This is a genomic window from Anaeromyxobacter paludicola, from assembly GCF_023169965.1.
Lineage (GTDB): Bacteria > Myxococcota > Myxococcia > Myxococcales > Anaeromyxobacteraceae > Anaeromyxobacter_B > Anaeromyxobacter_B paludicola.
In genome coordinates, this window is record NZ_AP025592.1 from 2,048,281 (window position 1) to 2,064,141 (window position 15,861).

Consider the following 15,861-nt stretch of genomic DNA (forward strand, 5'->3'; position numbering starts at 1 on the left):
AGGAGACCATTTGAAGTCATTCGCCGAGCTGAACCTCTCCGAGAAGACCCAGCAAGCCCTCCGCCGCGCCGGCTTCGAGCACCCCACCCCGATCCAGGCGCAGGCGATCCCGCCCGCGCTCGCCGGCCACGACGTGATCGGCACCGCCGCCACCGGCACCGGCAAGACGGCCGCCTTCCTCCTCCCCATCCTCGAGCGGCTCTCCGCCGGGCCGCGCGCCACCCGCGCCCTCGTGCTCGCCCCCACGCGCGAGCTCGCCATCCAGATCGGCGAGGAGCTGGAGCGCTTCGGCCACGGCCGCCACGTGCGCGGGGCGGTGGTGATCGGCGGCGTCGGCATGGGCAACCAGGCCGCGGCGTTCCGCGAGGGGCGCGAGGTGATCGTGGCCACCCCGGGGCGCCTCGTGGACCACCTGGCGCAGGGCACCGCGCGGCTCGCGGACGTCGAGGTGCTGGTCCTCGACGAGGCCGACCGGATGCTCGACATGGGCTTCAAGCCCCAGCTCGATCGGATCCTGGCGAAGCTGCCCCGGGACCGGCAGACGCTGCTCTTCTCGGCCACCACCGGCGGGGAGGTGGCCGAGTTCGCGCGGCGCCACCTGCGCGAGCCGGTGCGGGTGGAGGTGACCCGGAGCGGGACCACCGCCGAGCGCGCCGAGCAGCAGGTGTACCTCGCGAGCCAGGACGAGAAGGTGCCGCTCCTGCTCGCGCTGCTCGAGGTGGACGACGAGAGCACCCTCGTCTTCACCCGCACGAAGCACCGCGCCGACAAGGTGGCGCGCCTGCTCGAGCGGGCCGGGCACAAGGTCTCGCGCATCCACGCCAACCGCTCGCAGGGGCAGCGGCGCGCGGCGCTCGACGGGTTCAAGGACGGCACCTTCCGCGTGCTCGTGGCCACCGACATCGCCGCCCGCGGCATCGACGTCGCCGAGATCGGGCACGTCGTGAACTTCGACCTGCCGCACGTGGCCGAGGACTACGTCCACCGCGTCGGCCGGACCGCGCGCGCCGCCGCGAGCGGCCGCGCCTCGAGCTTCGCCTCCCCGGAGGAGCTGCCGCTCCTGCGGGGGATCGAGAAGCTCACCCGCCGGGAGCTGCGGCGGGCCGCCGTCCCGCGTGAGGCGAGCGCCTTCCGGGACGAGCTCGCCCGCGCCCAGACGGCCCGGGCCGCGTCCGGCCCGGCGGGCCGCGCCGCGGCCGGCGCGCAAGGCCAGCACCACGGCCGCCCCGCCGCGCGGCCGGGCCGCGGGCGGTCGCGCGGCGCTCGCAGTGGGCACTCGACGGGTCGGGGGCGCTAGACTAAGGTGTCGCGTTCGTCCTCGCCCCCTCGGGGGCCCGGCGCGGCATCTCGGGCGAGGAACTGCTCGGCCCGGCCTCGCGGCCGGGCTTTGCTTTCTGGCAAGGAGAAGAAGGAATGGCTCAGAATCCGGGACAGCTGAAGCGCATCAAGGAAGCGGGGCGCCGCGAGCACCAGAAGGACAAGGCGGAGCGGAAGGAGCAGCGCCGCCGCGAGGCCGAGGAGCGCCGGAAGAACCTCCCGCCCGGGGAGGATCCGGACCTCGCCGGCATCAAGCCCGGCCCGCAGCCGCCGCTCGAGGACTGACGTCCCCGGCGCCGCGAGGTCTCCCCGGCCCCGGCGCCGCTCACTCGCCCCGCACGTCGCAGCCGCCCGGCCGAACCTCGAAGGATTGGCCCGCGTGGCGGGCGCGCAGGAAGGCGGCCCAGTCCTCCAGCCGCTGCCGGTCGCGGCTCCCGCAGAGCGGGAACTCGAGCCGCTCCTCCGCCGGAAGCCAGTCCGCCGCGCAGGCGGGCGCTCCGTCCACGAGCAGGTGCCAGATCACCTCCGCAGGATAGCACCCAGCTTGGCCCGCCGGCGCGCCGGCGGGCCGCTTCATCATGGGATCGCCGCCGCGGCCGCCTCCCGCCGCGGCCGGGGAGGCCCCCATGACCGCCGCCGCGACGCACGCTCGCGAGCCGCTGACCGCGCTCGACGCAGCCTGGCTGCACATGGATCGCCCCGGGAACACGGCCGACGTGGTCGGGCTGCTCGCGCTGTCGGGGCCCCTCACCGTCTCGGCCCTCCTGCGGCTCCTGGAGGAGCGGCTCCTCGTGCACCGCCGCTTCCGCCAGCGCGTGCACCCGGAGCTCCTCGGGCCCGGCGCCTGGGAGGACGATCCGGCGTTCGCCCTCTCGCGCCACGTGATCCTCCACCGGCTCCCGGACGGCGGCGCGGCGCTCCGCAAGCTGGTGGGCAGCGTCGCCTCCGAGCCGCTGCCGCACGGCGGCTCTCCGTGGGTCGTCCACCTCGCCTCCACCGGCGGGCGCTCCTCGCTGGTGCTCAAGCTGCAGCACGCGATGGGCGACGGCTTCGCGCTCGTGGGCGTGCTCCTCTCGCTCTGCGACGAGGCCCTCTCGGCGGGCCCGTCCCCGGCGGTCCCGGCGCCGCCCGCCGCGGTGGCCGCCGCCGCTCGGCTCGCGCCGCCCGAGCTCGCGGCCCGCTCCGCCGCCGCGCTGGCGCGGCTCGCCGGGCTGGCGCCGGACCCCGCGACCCCCCTCACCCGCCCGACGTCCGGGGTGCGGCGGGTGGCCTGGACGCGCGGCCTGCCGGTGGCGCCGCTGCGCGCCGCGGCCCGGCACGCCGGCGCGGGGCTCAACGACCTGCTGGTCGCCGCGGTCGCCGGCGGGCTGCGCCGGGTGCTCGCCCGCGAGGTGGCCGGCGTGGACCGGCTCTCGCTGCGCGCCCTCGTCCCGGTGAACCTCCGGCGCCACTTCCCCGGCACCGCCGGCGAGGCGCCGCTCGGGAACCGCTTCGGGCTCGTGTTCCTCGAGCTGCCCGTCGGGGAGCGGGCGCCGCTCGCGCGGCTCCGGGCGGTCCAGGCGCGCATGGCGGAGCTCAAGGCGAGCCTCGACCCGGTGGTCACGGCGGGCGTGCTCTCCGGCCTGGGCCGCTGCCCGCCGGCGCTCGAGCACGTCGCCGCCGACTTCTTCGCCCGGCGCGCCTCGCTCGTGCTGAGCAGCGTGCCTGGGCCGCCGGTGCGGCTCCACCTCGCGGGGAGGCGGATCGACGGCGCCATGTTCTGCGTGCCCCACCCGGCCACGCTCGGGCTCGGGGTGAGCCTCCTGCGCTACGCCGGAGAGGTCCGGCTCGCCGTCCGCGCCGACGCGGCGGCGCTCGAGCACCCGCTCGCGCTGGTGCGGGCGGTCGAGCAGGAGCTCGCGGGCTTCCTCGCCGGCGGGGCGCGCGCCTCGGCGTGAGGGGCGCGTCACCGCTCCGTCGAGGGCGGAGCGCCCGCCCCGGCGCGCGCTTATCGCAGGAGCATGGGAACCCCGGCGCGCGCGCAGGCCGGCCTCGGCGAGCTCGTGGCCCGCGTGGTGGGCGCGCGGAACTGCATCCGCGACCCGGCGGATCTCGCCACCTACGCCTGCGACGGGCTCACCAACGCCCGCGTCGCGCCGGCGCTGGTGGCCCTCCCGGGCACCACCGAGGAGGTGGCGGAGGTGGTCCGGCTCGCCTCCGCGGCGGGGGTGCCGATCGTGCCGCGCGGCTCCGGGACCGGCCTCTCGGGGGGCGCCCGGCCCGTGCCGGGCTGCCTCGTCCTCGGGCTCTCCCGGATGCGCCGCATCCTCGAGGTCGATCTCGAGAACGGGCGGATGCGAGTGCAGCCCGGCGTCATCAACCTCGAGGTCTCGAGCCGGGTCGGCGCCGCCGGCTGGTACTACGCGCCCGATCCCTCGTCCCAGAGCGTGTGCACCATCGGCGGCAACGTGGCCGAGAACTCGGGCGGCGCGCACTGCCTCAAGTACGGGTTCACCACCCACCACGTGCTCGGGGCGACGGTGGTGCTCGACGGCGGCGAGGTGGTGACCCTCGGCGGGCCGGTGCTCGACGCCCCGGGCTACGACCTCCTCTCGGCGCTGGTGGGGAGCGAGGGGATGTGCGGCGTGGTCACCGAGGTCTGGCTCCGCCTGCTGCGCAAGCCGGAGGCGACGCGCACCTTCCTCGCCATCTTCCCCTCCACCGACGAGGCGGGCGCGGCGGTCTCGGGCATCATCGCCGCGGGCATCCTCCCGGCCGCCATCGAGATGATGGACCGGCTCGCCATCGCCGCCGCCAAGGCGGCGACCGGGCTCGACTGGCCGGACCAGGGCGCCCTGCTGCTCATGGACGTGGACGGCCCGGCGGAGGAGGCGGAGCACACCGCCGCCCGCGCCGTCGCCATCGCCGAGGCGGCCGGCGCCCTCGAGGTCCGCCGGCCGCGCGACGACGCCGAGCGGCTGCTCATGTGGAAGGGGCGCAAGAGCGCCTTCGCCGCGGTCGGCCGCATCAGCCCCGACTACGTGGTCGAGGACGGCGTCATCCCGCGCTCCGAGATCGCCCGCGTGCTCCGCGAGATCGCGGCCCTCGCGGCGGGGCACGGGCTGCGGGTCGCGAACGTGTTCCACGCCGGCGACGGCAACCTCCACCCGCTCGTGCTCTACGACGCCCGCGTCCCCGGGGAGCTGGCGCGCGCCGAGCGGCTCGGCGGCGAGATCCTCGCGCTCTGCGTGCGCGCCGGGGGCTCCATCACCGGCGAGCACGGCGTCGGGGCCGAGAAGGCGGCCTACATGGCGGTCCAGTTCCGGGAGGAGGACCTCGCCGCCATGGCGCAGGTCCGCTGCGCCTTCGACCCGCTCTGCCGCTTCAACCCCGGCAAGGTCTTCCCCACGCCGCGCCTCTGCGGCGACCGGCCCGGGCCGTACCACCCCCACCCGGCCGAGCTCGCGGGGCTCGCGGAGCGGGTCTAGGAGCGCGCCGTGATCCCGACCCCCAGCCCCGACGCGGCCCCGGCGGCCCGGCCGGCGCCGCGCCCCGCCGCCCCGGAGGGCCCGGCGCGGTACGCGCCCGCCACCGTCGCCGAGGCCGCCGAGCTCCTGCGCCAGGGGGCGGCCCGGCGCGAGCCGCTCCTCTTCGAGGGAGGCGGCACCGACCTCGGCCCGGACGAGCCGGGCGCCTGCGCCGTCCTCGAGACCGGCCGGCTCGCCCGCGTCGTCGAGTACGCCCCCTCGGACCAGGTGGTGGTGGCGGAGGCGGGGCTCACCCTCGCCGCGCTGCAGGCGGTGCTCGGGCGCGAGCGGCAAAGGCTCGCCCTCGACCCGCCGCTCCCGGAGCGCGCCACGCTGGGCGGCCTGCTCTCCGCCAACGCCTTCGGGCCGCTGCGCACCCGCTACGGCGGGCCGCGCGACCTCGTCATCGGCATCGCGGTGGTGACCGCCGGCGGGACGCTCGTGCGCGGCGGCGGCAAGGTGGTGAAGAACGTGGCCGGCTTCGACCTGCCCCGCCTGTTCTCCGGCGCGCGCGGCACGCTCGGGCTCGTCGCCGAGGTGAGCTTCCGGCTCCACCCGCTCCCGGAGACCTCCGCCACCCTGGCGCTCCCCGGCCTCGGCGCGGACGCGGCCTGGGAGCTCGCCAGGGCGCTGCGCGAGGCGCAGCTCGAGCCGGCCGCGGTGGCGGCCCTCTGCGAGGGAGGCCTTTGGGACCTCGGCGTCCGCTTCGAGGGGTTCGAGGCGGCGGTGTCGGCGCAGGCCCGCCGCGCGCTCGCCCTCGCCGGCCGGCGCGGCGCCGCCCTCCTCGCCCCCGGCGAGGCGGCGGCGTTCTGGCGGCGGCACGACGCGCTCCGCCGGCGCGGCGCCCTCCGGGCGAAGCTGGCCGCGCTCCCCTCCGACCTGCCCCGGGTCGCCGCAGGGCCGCTCGCCGGGCTCCTCGCGGCGATGGAGGGCGGCGCCGCCGTCTGGTACCCGCTCCTCGGGCTCGGCTTCGCGGGCGGGGAACCGTCGGCCGAGGCGCCCGCCGCCGTCGCCCGCGCCCGGGCGGAGCTCGTCGGCTGGCGCGGCAGCCTCGTCGTCCAGGCCTGCCCGGCGTCGCTGCGCGAGGCGGCGGACCCCTGGGGCCCGCCGCCCGCGGCGCTCGGCGTCATGCGCCGGCTGAAGGAGCGGTTCGACCCCGACCGGCGGCTCGCCCCCGGCCGCTTCGTGGGAGGCATCTGAGATGACCGCCGCGCACCTGTCGGCGCCGCCGCCGCTCCGCAAGGACCCCCTCGACGACTGCGTCCACTGCGGCTTCTGCCTGCCGCACTGCCCGACCTACGTCTCCTGGGGCGAGGAGATGGACTCGCCGCGCGGGCGCATCGAGCTCATGCGCGGGCTGCGCGACGGGCGCCTCGCGCTCACCGGCGAGGTGGCGAGCCACTTCGACCGCTGCCTCGGCTGCCTCGGCTGCGTCACCGCCTGCCCCTCCGGCGTGCGCTACGGCGAGCTCATCGAGCGGACCCGGGCGCAGGTCGAGGCGGCCCGGCCGCGGCCGCTCCCGGACCGGCTCTTCCGCGGGCTCCTCTTCGCGCTCTTCCCCTACCCCGCCCGGCTCCGGGTCCTGCTCCCGCTGCTCTGGGCCTACCAGGCGAGCGGGCTGCAGCGGCTATTGCGGGCGACCGGCCTCGTCCGGCTCCTGCCGGCGCGGCTCCGCGCGCTCGAGGGGCTCCTGCCGCGGCTCCGGCTGCGGGAGCTGCGCGGGCGGCTCCCGGCGCGCACGGCGGCGCGCGGCGAGCGCCGGCTCCGGGTGGCGCTCGTCACCGGCTGCGTGCAGCAGGTCTTCTTCCCCGGCGTGAACGGCGCGACCGCCCGGGTGCTCTCGGCCGAGGGCTGCGACGTGCTCGCGCCGCCGCAGGGCTGCTGCGGCGCGCTCTCGATGCACGCCGGGCGCGAGGCCGAGTCGCTCGCGCTCGCCCGGGCGCTCGTGACCCGGCTCGAGGCGACCCGCGCCGACGTCTACGCGGTGAACGCCGCCGGCTGCGGCTCGCACCTCAAGGACCTGGGCCGGCTCCTCGCCGGCGACCCGGCGTGGGCGGAGCGGGCCCGCGACTTCTCGGCCCGGGTGCGCGACGTGAGCGAGGTGCTCACCGCGCTGCCCGCCCGCGCCGTCCGTCACCCCGTCCAGGCTCGCGTCGCCTACCAGCCGTCCTGCCACCTCTTCCACGCGCAGGGGCTCCGCTCGGAGCCGCAGGCCTTGCTGCGCGCCATCCCGGGGGTGGAGCTGGTGGAGGTGGGCGACCAGTGCTGCGGGTCGGCCGGGGTCTACAACCTGCTCGAGCCGGCGAGCGCCGCCGAGATCGGCGCGCGCAAGGCCGAGGCGATCCTCGCGGTCCGGCCGGATGTCCTCGCGAGCGCCAACCCGGGCTGCCTCCTGCAGCTCGGCGGGCACCTTCGCGGGCGCGGCGCGGCGCTCCCGGCGCTGCACCCGATCGAGCTGCTCGACGTCTCCATCCGGGGCGCGCGCCGGACGCCGCCGCCGGCCCCGGCGCCGGGCCAGACACGCTCCGTGAACGATCGTTGACCGCCGCCCCCCTGCGATTTCCTTGACGTTCGGCGCGAGCATGGGCACGCCTTGTGCTCGGGCAGTCGAGCGCACCGCGGCCGAGCGCCGCGCAGGGAGGCACCCGTGAACTGGTCGCAGGTCTACACGCCGCTCGGAAATTTGTACCTCTCGGCCGTCGTGGCGGCGATCCCGGTCGTCGTGCTGCTCGGGGCCCTCGCCTTCTTCCACGTGAAGGCCCACCTCGCCGCGCTGCTGGGCCTGCTCTGCGCCCTCGCCATCGCCATCGGCGTGTACGGCATGCCGGCGAAGATGGCCGGGGTGACCGCGCTCTACGGCGCGGCCTTCGGGCTCTTGCCCATCGGCTGGATCATCCTCAACGCCATCTTCGTCTACGACCTCACGGTCGAGACCGGGAAGTTCGAGGTGGCGAAGCACACCATCGCCGGGCTCGCGAGCGACCGGCGCATCCAGGTGCTGCTCATCGGCTTCGCCTTCGGCGCCTTCATCGAGGGCGCGGCCGGCTTCGGCACGCCGGTGGCCATCTCCGCCGCGATGCTCATCGGCCTCGGCTTCCGCCCGCTCCCGGCGGCCGGCCTGGCGCTCATCGGCAACACCGCGCCGGTCGCCTACGGCGCGCTCGGCACGCCGGTCATCACGCTCGCCAAGGTCACCGGGCTCGACGTGAACCTGCTCTCGGCCATGGTCGGCCGGCAGCTCCCGTTCTTCTCGGTGATCGTGCCGTTCTGGCTGGTCTGGGCCATGGCCGGGTTCAAGGGGATGAAGGAGGTCTGGCCGGCCTGCCTCGTCGCCGGCGTGAGCTTCGCCATCCCGCAGTACCTCGTCTCGAACCACTTCGGCCCGTCGCTCGTGGACATCGTGGCGGCGGCGGTCTCGATCGGCGCCACCTACGTCCTGCTCCGGTTCTGGCAGCCGCCCAGCATCTGGCGCTTCCCGGACGAGCGGGAGGACGCCCGGCTCGGCGCCGGGGCGGTGCCGCGCTCGGTGGGCGCCGCGTCGGCGCAGCCGGCGGTCTCGACCAAGGACGGCTGGCTCGCCTGGATGCCCTGGATCGTCCTCTCGGTCTGCGTGTTCGTGTGGGGCCTCCCCGACGTCAAGGCGTGGCTCGGGAACCTGCACACCTCGATGTACAAGCTCCACCTCGCGCCCAAGCCGGCCTTCGAGATCCCCGGCCTGCACAACCTCGTGATGCGCGTGCCCCCGGTGGTGAAGAAGCCGACCGCGGAGGGGGCCATCTACAGCCTCAACGTCCTGCAGGCCACCGGCACCGCGCTGCTCCTCTCGGGCATCGTCTCCGGCATCTTCCTGAAGGTCTCGCCGGGCCGGCTGGCGCGCATCTACCTGCACGCGCTGAAGCGCGTCCGCTTCTCGCTCCTCACCATCGCGGCCATGCTCGCGCTCGGGTTCACCACCCGCTACTCGGGGTCGGACACGACCATGGGGCTCGCCTTCGCCTCCACCGGCGCGCTCTTCCCGTTCTTCTCGCCGATGCTCGGCTGGCTCGGCGTCGCGCTCACCGGGTCGGACACCTCGTCCAACGTGCTCTTCGGGAACCTGCAGGTGGTGAGCGCGCAGCAGATCGGGATGAACCCGATCCTCGCCGCCGCCGCCAACAGCTCCGGCGGCGTCATGGGCAAGATGATCGACGCGCAGAGCATCGTGGTGGCCGGCGTCGCCACCGGCCAGCAGGGGCACGAGGGGCCCATCCTCCGGTACGTGTTCTGGCACAGCCTCGTCCTGGCGTGCCTGGTCGGGGTGCTCGTCCTCGTGCAGTCGCTCTTCTTCCCCGGGATCGTGCCGCATTAGCCGCGCGGGCCGCCGCGCCCCACCCGGCCGCGCGCCGGGGCGGGCGCGCGGCGGTACCATCGCGCCGTGAAGCACGGGAGCACGGGGAAGCACCGCATCGTCGCCCTGGCCGCCCTCGCCGGCGCCGCCGCGCTCGACTGCGCAGCGCCCGGCGCGGGCGGCAGGCCGGTCCCGGTCGCGCCCGCCGAGCGCGCCCTCCCGGAGCCGGATCCCTCCTGCCGCAACCGCGTCCAGGGCCCCATGCGCCTCTCCGGCGTGGAGCAGGTCACGGCCAAGGTGGCGGTGGACGCCGCCGGCCGCGTCACCCTGGTGCAGTTCCTCGCCCCCGACCTCACGCCGTCGCAGCGGGTCGAGCTGCGGCGCGCCATGGAGGGCTGCCTCTGGCGCCCGGCCATCGGCCCCGACGGCAAGCCGGAGCCGGGGGACCGGACGCTGGTCATCGGCGTGGCCCGCTGACCCGTCGCCGCCGCTCCGGCGCGGCGCTCCCGCGGGGCGCCGCCGCGCTCACCCGAGGGCGAGCAGCGCCTCCGCCACCTCCACCAGATCCACGCCGCGCACGTCGGGCGGCGGCATCGCCGGCTGCCAGCGCCGCTCGAGCCGGCTCGCCCAGCCGGTGAGGAGCCCGGCCGCCCTCGCGCCCTGCACGTCCCAGGCGTGCACGGCGACCAGCGCCACGCGCTCGGGCGGGAGCGCCAGGGCGTCGCAGACGTGCCGGTAGACCGCGGCGTTCGGCTTCCAGCGGCGCACCTCGTCCACCCCGGCCACCCGGGCCACGAGCGGCAGGAGCCCGGCCCGCTCCAGGAGGGCGCGCGTGGGGCCGACCCCGCCGTTGCTCACCGTCGCCACCGCGACCCCGGCCTCGGCGAGGCGCCGGAAGGCCGGCGCCGCGTCCGGGTGCGCCGGCAGCTCCGCCAGCCCGTCGAGCACGGCGGCCGCCTCCGCCTCGCCGCAGGAGACGCCGTGCTGGCCGCAGACCACCTCGAGGGCGCCCGCGCCCACCTCGCGGAAGCTGGCGAACCGGCCGGCGGCGTCGAGCGCCATGGCGTCGCGCAGCAGGCGCGTGAACCAGAGCTCGAGCGCGTGCGGCGGGAGGCCGAGGGCCACGAGCCTCGGCCGGAGCGGCTCGAGCGGGAAGAGGGTCTCGACGACGTCGAACGCGACCGCGGCCGGCCGGGAGGGCATCCGACCCATTTGCGCCGCGAGGCGCCCCGCCGCCTGGCCAGGACGGGTGGCGCGGCGGCCCGGCCCGGCGCATCCTTCTGGCCGAGGGAGGTGGCCCTTGGGGAAGGTGGCGCTCATCACCGGGGCGACGGACGGCATCGGCCGGGCGTCGGCGATCGCGCTCGCGCGCAAGGGGCTCGAGGTGCTGGTGCACGGGCGCGACCCGGGCAAGGTGCGCGAGACGGTGGCGGAGGTCGAGGCGGCGGGCGGGCGCGGGCAGGGGGTCGTCGCCGACCTCTGCCGGCTCGACGAGGTGCGAGCGCTCGCGGCGGAGGTGGCGCGGCGGGCGCCGGCGCTGCACGTGCTGCTCGCGAACGCCGGCGTGTACGCGAGCGCCCGCACGGTCACGCCCGACGGGCACGAGACCACCTTCCAGGTGAACTTCCTCGCGCCGTTCCTGCTGACGCGGCTCCTCGTGCCGCTCCTCCTGCGCTCCGCCCCCGCGCGGATCCTGCTCACGAGCTCCACCGCCCACGGCCAGGCGCGGCTGCACCTCGACGACCTCGACTCGGAGCGCCGCTGGGATCCCTACATGGCCTACGCCGAGAGCAAGCTCGAGCTCATCCTCTTCGCCCGCGCGCTGGCGCGGCGGCTGCGCGGCACCGGCGTGACGGTGAACGCCTTCCACCCCGGCGTCATCTCCACCAAGCTCCTGCACCGGGGGTTCGGCGCGGGCGGCGCGCCGGTCGAGGTGGCGGTCGAGGCGGTGCTCCGGCTCGCCACCGCGCCCCAGCTCTCCAAGACCACCGGCCGCTACTTCGACGTCACCGACGACCGCCGGCCCTCGCCGCAGGCGCGCGACGACCACCTCGCCGAGCGGCTCTGGCACGTCGCCGACGCGCTCACGGGGCTCTCCGAGACGACCGCGGGCGAGGCGGGCGCGCCGCACTGACCGGCGGCCGCCGCTCACACGATGGCGCGCACCACCCCGCCGTCCACGCGCAGCGCCGCCCCGTTCACCGCCGCCGCCCGCGGGCTCGCCACGAAGGCGACGAGCGCCGCCACCTCCTCCGGCGTGGCGAACCGCTGCAGGAGCGAGCTCGGGCGCGCCTCGCGGAAGAAGTCGCGCTCCACCTCGGCGGCCGGCTTGCCCTGCTGGCGCGCCAGCCCCTCCACGAAGTCGCCCACCCCCTCGCTCCGGGTCGGCCCGGCCAAGATGGCGTTCACCGTCACCGCGGTGCCGCGGGTCAGCTCGGCGAGCCCGCGCGAGAGCCCGAGCTGGGACGTCTTGCTCACGCCGTAGTGGATCATCTCGGCCGGGATCTGCAGCGCGCTCTCGCTCGAGATGAAGAGGATCCGCCCCTCGTTCCGCGACAGCATCCGCGGGAGGTGGTGCCGCGAGAGCCGCACGCCCGAGAGCAGGTTCACCTCGAGCATCCGGGCCCACTCGCCGTCCCCGATCTCGGCGAAGGGCCGGGCCGCGAAGATGCCGACGTTGTTCACGAGCACGTCGCAGTCGGGCGCCGCCGCGATCAGCGCGTCGCAGCCTTCGGCGGTGCCGAGGTCGGCCGCGACCCCCGCGACCTCGCCGCCCGGGACCCGCGCGCGCAGCGCCCGCTCCGCCTCCCGCACCCGCGCCGCGGTCCGCCCGTTCACGACCACCCGCGCCCCCTCGCGCAGGAGCGCCTCCGCGATGGCGAGGCCGATGCCCGCCGTCGATCCGGTCACCACCGCCCGCTTGCCGCCCAGTCCGAGGTCCATGGGCGGCGAATGTAAGCGCGGCAGGTCGCCGGCGCGACGGCGGAGCGGGGGCGCTCCCGCGCTCAGCGGTTCCTGCCCGCCGGCGCGTCGGAGCGCTCGCCGCCGCTGGCGGCCTGCTCCGCCTGCACGTCGGCCGGCTCGCGCTTGCCCGGGTTCTCCTGGTCGCCGGTCCGCGCCGCGTGGATGGCGTCCACCGACGCCGAGGGCACGCCGTTGTAGCCGGGGCCCAGGGCCGGATCGCCGGACGCGCGCGGCTCCGCGGCGGCCATGGGAACGCCCTGCGGCGTCCCGTACTCGGTCCCGGTCGCGCCGCTCTTGCCGGTCCGGGACCCGGCGCCGCTGCCGCCGGCCCAGGCCCCGGAGCCGAAGGATCCCGTGCTCCCCGCGCTCGAGCCGCCGGTCTGGCCCCAGGCCGCCCCCGGGATCGCCAGGGCCAGCGCGAGCAGCCGGCCGAGCGCACGTCGCCTCGCCATGTCGCACCTCCGGGGCTTCAGGCTACGCACGCCCGGCGGCCGCGCCAGGGGTGGACCTAAACGAAGCGCACTTCCTTGCCGGCCAGCGCGCCGGCGAGCTTCTTGTCCACGGCGCCGATGTGCTGGACGAGCCAGCCGCAGATGAGCTTCTGCAGCCCGATGGTGAGCACCGGCGACTGCCCGCGGGCCCGGAACTGGGCCACCAGGTCCTGGAACTGCTTCACGAAGATCGCGTGCTGCGCGACGTGCTCGTCGTAGCCCGCGTACCGCTGCTCCCGCATGACCTTCTCCTCGCAGGCGAAGTGACGCGAGCAGTAGTCGTCGAGGAACGCGAGGAGCTTCAGCACCTCGTCGCCGGAGCGGCCCTGCTTCATGGCCTCGAGCAGCGCGTCGGCGCGCCCGAAGAGCTCCTTGTGCTGCGCGTCGATCGCGTTCACCCCGACGGCGAGCGTCGGATTCCAGGTCGGCATGTGGGTCCCTTCCCAAGGTTCCCGGCCAGGGTCGTCCGGCAGGGGTCTCGGTCAGGCAGGCATGCAAGCGTGACACCGGGTGCCAGGCGATGGGGACCGGGTGCCACCCGGCTCGGAATCTCGGAGGAAAATGCGCGCTCGGGCGGTCCACGCGCGTCCCTCGCGACCCTCCGGAAACGGGGCTCACCCGACCCCGGGTCTCGCCTCACCGGGCGGCGGCGTCTGGCGGCGTCGGGGCCAGGCAGAAAAGGAACCGGCCGCGGCCTCCCGCTCGGGGAGACCGCGGCCGGCGGGTGCTGCCTCAGGAGACTAGCGGGTCGCGACGGGGGTGCCGTTGGCGAGCTTCTCGCCAGGGCCGCGCAGCTCGGCCCGGCGGTTCTGCTTCCAGGCGGCCTCGTCGTGCCCGTCGACGGCCGGGTACTCCTCGCCGAACGAGATGGTCTGGACCGCGGCGGGGACGCCGAGGGCGGTGAGGTAGCGCTTCACCGACTGGGCGCGCCGCTCGCCGAGGGCGAGGTTGTACTCCTGCGTGCCGCGCTCGTCGCAGTGGCCCTCGACCTCGACCACCGGCAGCTTGCGCGCGCGGATGCAGTCGGCGACGCCCTGGAGGGCGTGGCGGGCGTCGTCGTTCAGCGTGGCGTCGTCGTAGGAGAAGCTCACCTTCGAGAGGGTGCAGGCGTCCACCTTGGCGACCGGCGCCGGGGCCGGCGCCGAGGCCTCGGCCTTGGCGGCGGCGTCGGACTTCCCGACCGGCGCGGTGGCGGCGGGCTTGGCGTCCTTCTCGGTCAGCTCGCGCTGGGACTTGTTCGCGCCGGCGCAGCCGGCGAGCGCGCCGGAAGAGACGGCGGTGAGGAGCAGCATCAGGGAAACGCGCTTCATGATGGTCCTGCCTCCAGTGGCGCCGCGGAATGTCGGCGCAGGGTGACGACCCTCCCTGCAGGAGGGGGGTCCACTCCCTCTGTTCCTCGGTCGGCCGCAGATCTCTCTCTCGCCCTCCTCTTTTTTTTCGCGGAGCGCGGTCAGGCGGCTGGGGCGGACGGGACCCCGCCCAATGGTTTCAGCCACTTGCAAAGTTCCGCGTCCCGCGCGAGAGATGGCGCCCGGCGGGGAGAATAGAGGTTGAGATGCAGGAGGACCTCCGGCCGAGCGACGACCTCGACCTCGTGCGCGCCGCGGCCCGCGGCGACGAGGCGGCGTTCGCGCTGCTCATCGACGACTGCTGGGACGTGATCGCCGGCGAGGTGGTCCGGACGCGCTTCCGCGTGCTCGGCCAGCGGCTCCGGCGGGACGACGACCCGGTGCGCGACGCCACCGTGGACGTGCTCGCCCGGATCTCCGCGCCGGTCGCGAAGGGGCGCCCCGAGCTCAAGCTGTCGCGCTTCGACCCAAGCAAGGCGAACCTCCGCACCTGGCTCCGCAGCGTGGCGCGCCACTGCACCTTCAACCGGATCTCGCAGGAGCTGCGGCGGCACCAGCTGCTCGAGGCGCTCGAGCGGATCGCCCTCGTCTACCCCGACCCGGACCGGGGGATGGACGAGGAGGACCACCGGCGGATGGTCGAGATGGCCATGGGGCGGCTCGCGCCGCACCACCGGCAGGTCATCGAGCTCAAGTACTACGCGACCACGCTGGAGCGGGTGGCCGAGGTGATGCGGCTGCCGCCGGCGGTGGTGCTCGCGAAGCTCGACCTGCGGGCCGACGAGCTCACGCTGCCGCTCCCGATCCGGCAGATGGCGGCCCTGCTCGACGAGACCCCCGAGGCCACCAACTCGCGGCTGGGCGTGGCGCGCAAGGAGCTGAAGCAGCTCTGCGCCCGGCTGCACTGGGAAGAGACGCATCCGGAGGAGGTGCTGGCATGACCCCGAAGCCCGAGGACCGGCGCGCGCGCGCCGCCGAGCGGGTCGCGCTGGTGCGCGCCCGCGTCGCCGAGCTGGAGCACCAGCGCGAGGTGCGCCGCCGCCGCAAGCGCGGGCTCGCCGGGGCCGCCGCGCTCCTGGCCTGCGCGCCGCTCGTCCTGCTCGCCACCCGCGACCGGACCGAGCGGCCCTACGTCGAGATCGTCTCCTCCGGGAAGGTCGAGATCGAGTACCAGGGGCGCACCCCGGCCATCCAGGTGCACCGCGGGCTGCTCGAGCGGCGCACGGTCCCGCACGCCGAGGTCCGGCGGAGGTCGCCGTGAGCGCGCTCCTCCTCGCCGCCCTCCTCGCCGCCGGCCCGGGGCAGGCCAGGCCCGACGCCGGGGCCCAGGGACCGCTCGTGGTCGGCTCCGAGCTGGTCTTCGCGAAGGACGCCACGCTCGAGGCCGGGGAGATCGTCTTCCGGCCCGGAGGCCGCATCCGGGTCGCGAACGGCGCCCGGCTCACGCTCAAGGCCCACCGCATCTCGGCGGAGGACGGCGCGGTCATCGACATCGACGGCAAGGGCGAGGCGGGCGAGCCTGGCAAGGCCGGCGCCCCCTGCCCGGGCTGCCAGGCCCCGGTGCAGCGCGTCCGGAGCGCCAGCGCCTTCGCCGCGGCGCTGCAGCAGTGCCAGGAGTCGGGCGTCGGCGGCCAGGGCGGCCAGGGCGGCGCCGGGAAGCCGGGCGCCAGCGTGGAGATCCAGGCCGAGGAGATCCGGGGCCGGGTCCGCTGCGACGTCTCGGGCGGCGAGCCGGGCCGCGGTGGGGCCGGCGGCCCGGGGCTCGTGCTCGAGCGGCCGTCGCCGGCCGGCGCGCCGAGCCGCACCGCCTGCCCCGCCGGTCCTTCCGGGCCGCCGGGCGCGTTCGGGGCCGACGGCCGCTGCGTGATACGCTCGCGTCAGTGAGCGGAGCGGCGAGGCACGGGCGA

At 76.4% G+C, this 15,861-nt stretch carries 18 protein-coding genes; 12 read left to right on the forward strand and 6 right to left on the reverse strand.

Annotated features, from left to right (window positions below; all coding sequences use genetic code 11):
• Positions 1-10 precede the first annotated feature (10 nt).
• Positions 11-1,297, forward strand: coding sequence for a DEAD/DEAH box helicase (locus AMPC_RS09485; protein WP_248345927.1), 1,287 nt, complete (start codon positions 11-13; stop codon positions 1,295-1,297).
• Positions 1,298-1,413: 116 nt separating this feature from the next.
• The gene (locus AMPC_RS09490) at positions 1,414-1,602 is read left to right on the forward strand and encodes a hypothetical protein (RefSeq protein WP_248345928.1); all 189 of its coding nucleotides are present in this window, start codon (positions 1,414-1,416) and stop codon (positions 1,600-1,602) included.
• A gap of 40 nt (positions 1,603-1,642) precedes the next feature.
• Here the strand turns inward: AMPC_RS09490 and AMPC_RS09495 are convergent, their stop codons facing one another.
• Entirely contained in the window at positions 1,643-1,840 is a 198-nt protein-coding gene (locus AMPC_RS09495) for a hypothetical protein (protein WP_248345929.1), read from the reverse strand.
• Between the two features lie 103 nt (positions 1,841-1,943).
• Here AMPC_RS09495 and AMPC_RS09500 point away from each other — a divergent pair, with 103 nt between their 5' ends.
• From AMPC_RS09500 to AMPC_RS09525, 6 genes are all read left to right on the forward strand, one after another.
• Positions 1,944-3,254, forward strand: a complete 1,311-nt coding sequence (locus AMPC_RS09500; RefSeq protein ID WP_248345930.1) for a WSD1 family O-acyltransferase — start codon at positions 1,944-1,946, stop codon at positions 3,252-3,254.
• A gap of 63 nt (positions 3,255-3,317) precedes the next feature.
• Positions 3,318-4,784, forward strand: coding sequence for an FAD-linked oxidase C-terminal domain-containing protein (locus tag AMPC_RS09505; protein WP_248345931.1), 1,467 nt, complete (start codon positions 3,318-3,320; stop codon positions 4,782-4,784).
• A 9-nt stretch (positions 4,785-4,793) separates the two neighbouring features.
• Positions 4,794-6,023, forward strand: a complete 1,230-nt coding sequence (locus AMPC_RS09510) for an FAD-binding oxidoreductase (protein WP_248345932.1) — start codon at positions 4,794-4,796, stop codon at positions 6,021-6,023.
• Position 6,024: 1 nt separating this feature from the next.
• Positions 6,025-7,365 (forward strand): (Fe-S)-binding protein, encoded by a 1,341-nt coding sequence (locus AMPC_RS09515; protein ID WP_248345933.1) that lies wholly within the window; start codon positions 6,025-6,027, stop codon positions 7,363-7,365.
• A gap of 105 nt (positions 7,366-7,470) precedes the next feature.
• A complete protein-coding gene (locus AMPC_RS09520; RefSeq protein ID WP_248345934.1) occupies positions 7,471-9,171 on the forward strand; it encodes an L-lactate permease in 1,701 nt (566 codons plus the stop codon).
• Between the two features lie 66 nt (positions 9,172-9,237).
• Complete coding sequence (locus AMPC_RS09525; protein ID WP_248345935.1) at positions 9,238-9,627, forward strand: hypothetical protein; 390 nt, start codon at positions 9,238-9,240, stop codon at positions 9,625-9,627.
• 48 nt (positions 9,628-9,675) lie between these two features.
• On the opposite strand, the gene AMPC_RS09530 is transcribed toward AMPC_RS09525, so the two are convergent.
• A complete protein-coding gene (locus AMPC_RS09530; RefSeq protein WP_248345936.1) occupies positions 9,676-10,353 on the reverse strand; it encodes a haloacid dehalogenase type II in 678 nt (225 codons plus the stop codon).
• A 106-nt stretch (positions 10,354-10,459) separates the two neighbouring features.
• Between AMPC_RS09530 and AMPC_RS09535 the strand changes: the two genes are divergently transcribed.
• Complete coding sequence (locus AMPC_RS09535) at positions 10,460-11,284, forward strand: SDR family NAD(P)-dependent oxidoreductase (RefSeq protein WP_248345937.1); 825 nt, start codon at positions 10,460-10,462, stop codon at positions 11,282-11,284.
• Between the two features lie 14 nt (positions 11,285-11,298).
• Here the strand turns inward: AMPC_RS09535 and AMPC_RS09540 are convergent, their stop codons facing one another.
• The 4 genes from AMPC_RS09540 to AMPC_RS09555 all read right to left on the reverse strand — a co-directional run bounded on the left by AMPC_RS09540 (position 11,299) and on the right by AMPC_RS09555 (position 13,915).
• Complete coding sequence (locus AMPC_RS09540; RefSeq protein WP_248345938.1) at positions 11,299-12,093, reverse strand: SDR family NAD(P)-dependent oxidoreductase; 795 nt, start codon at positions 12,091-12,093, stop codon at positions 11,299-11,301.
• 62 nt (positions 12,094-12,155) lie between these two features.
• A complete protein-coding gene (locus tag AMPC_RS09545) occupies positions 12,156-12,566 on the reverse strand; it encodes a hypothetical protein (RefSeq protein ID WP_248345939.1) in 411 nt (136 codons plus the stop codon).
• A gap of 56 nt (positions 12,567-12,622) precedes the next feature.
• Positions 12,623-13,036, reverse strand: coding sequence for a bacteriohemerythrin (locus AMPC_RS09550; protein WP_248345940.1), 414 nt, complete (start codon positions 13,034-13,036; stop codon positions 12,623-12,625).
• Positions 13,037-13,345: 309 nt separating this feature from the next.
• Entirely contained in the window at positions 13,346-13,915 is a 570-nt protein-coding gene (locus AMPC_RS09555; protein ID WP_248345941.1) for an OmpA family protein, read from the reverse strand.
• 245 nt (positions 13,916-14,160) lie between these two features.
• Between AMPC_RS09555 and AMPC_RS09560 the strand changes: the two genes are divergently transcribed.
• The 3 genes from AMPC_RS09560 to AMPC_RS09570 are packed head-to-tail and all read left to right on the forward strand — an operon-like array spanning position 14,161 to position 15,838.
• Positions 14,161-14,895 (forward strand): RNA polymerase sigma factor, encoded by a 735-nt coding sequence (locus tag AMPC_RS09560; RefSeq protein ID WP_248345942.1) that lies wholly within the window; start codon positions 14,161-14,163, stop codon positions 14,893-14,895.
• Positions 14,892-15,215 carry a hypothetical protein gene (locus AMPC_RS09565; RefSeq protein WP_248345943.1) on the forward strand — a complete coding sequence of 108 codons (324 nt, stop codon included), beginning with the start codon at positions 14,892-14,894 and terminating at the stop codon, positions 15,213-15,215. The genes AMPC_RS09560 and AMPC_RS09565 overlap by 4 nt, the downstream gene beginning before the upstream one ends.
• Complete coding sequence (locus AMPC_RS09570; RefSeq protein ID WP_248345944.1) at positions 15,212-15,838, forward strand: hypothetical protein; 627 nt, start codon at positions 15,212-15,214, stop codon at positions 15,836-15,838. The genes AMPC_RS09565 and AMPC_RS09570 overlap by 4 nt, the downstream gene beginning before the upstream one ends.
• The last annotated feature ends 23 nt before the right edge of the window (positions 15,839-15,861 follow it).

Coding starts and splice junctions, on each gene's coding strand:
- AMPC_RS09490 (WP_248345928.1), top strand. CDS start 1,414: ATGGCTCAGAATCCGGGACAGCTGAAGCGCATCAAGGAAGCGGGGCGC.
- AMPC_RS09500 (WP_248345930.1), top strand. CDS start 1,944: ATGACCGCCGCCGCGACGCACGCTCGCGAGCCGCTGACCGCGCTCGAC.
- AMPC_RS09505 (WP_248345931.1), top strand. CDS start 3,318: ATGGGAACCCCGGCGCGCGCGCAGGCCGGCCTCGGCGAGCTCGTGGCC.
- AMPC_RS09515 (WP_248345933.1), top strand. CDS start 6,025: ATGACCGCCGCGCACCTGTCGGCGCCGCCGCCGCTCCGCAAGGACCCC.
- AMPC_RS09530 (WP_248345936.1), bottom strand. CDS start 10,353: ATGCCCTCCCGGCCGGCCGCGGTCGCGTTCGACGTCGTCGAGACCCTC.
- AMPC_RS09540 (WP_248345938.1), bottom strand. CDS start 12,093: ATGGACCTCGGACTGGGCGGCAAGCGGGCGGTGGTGACCGGATCGACG.
- AMPC_RS09545 (WP_248345939.1), bottom strand. CDS start 12,566: ATGGCGAGGCGACGTGCGCTCGGCCGGCTGCTCGCGCTGGCCCTGGCG.
- AMPC_RS09550 (WP_248345940.1), bottom strand. CDS start 13,036: ATGCCGACCTGGAATCCGACGCTCGCCGTCGGGGTGAACGCGATCGAC.
- AMPC_RS09555 (WP_248345941.1), bottom strand. CDS start 13,915: ATGAAGCGCGTTTCCCTGATGCTGCTCCTCACCGCCGTCTCTTCCGGC.
- AMPC_RS09560 (WP_248345942.1), top strand. CDS start 14,161: ATGCAGGAGGACCTCCGGCCGAGCGACGACCTCGACCTCGTGCGCGCC.
- AMPC_RS09565 (WP_248345943.1), top strand. CDS start 14,892: ATGACCCCGAAGCCCGAGGACCGGCGCGCGCGCGCCGCCGAGCGGGTC.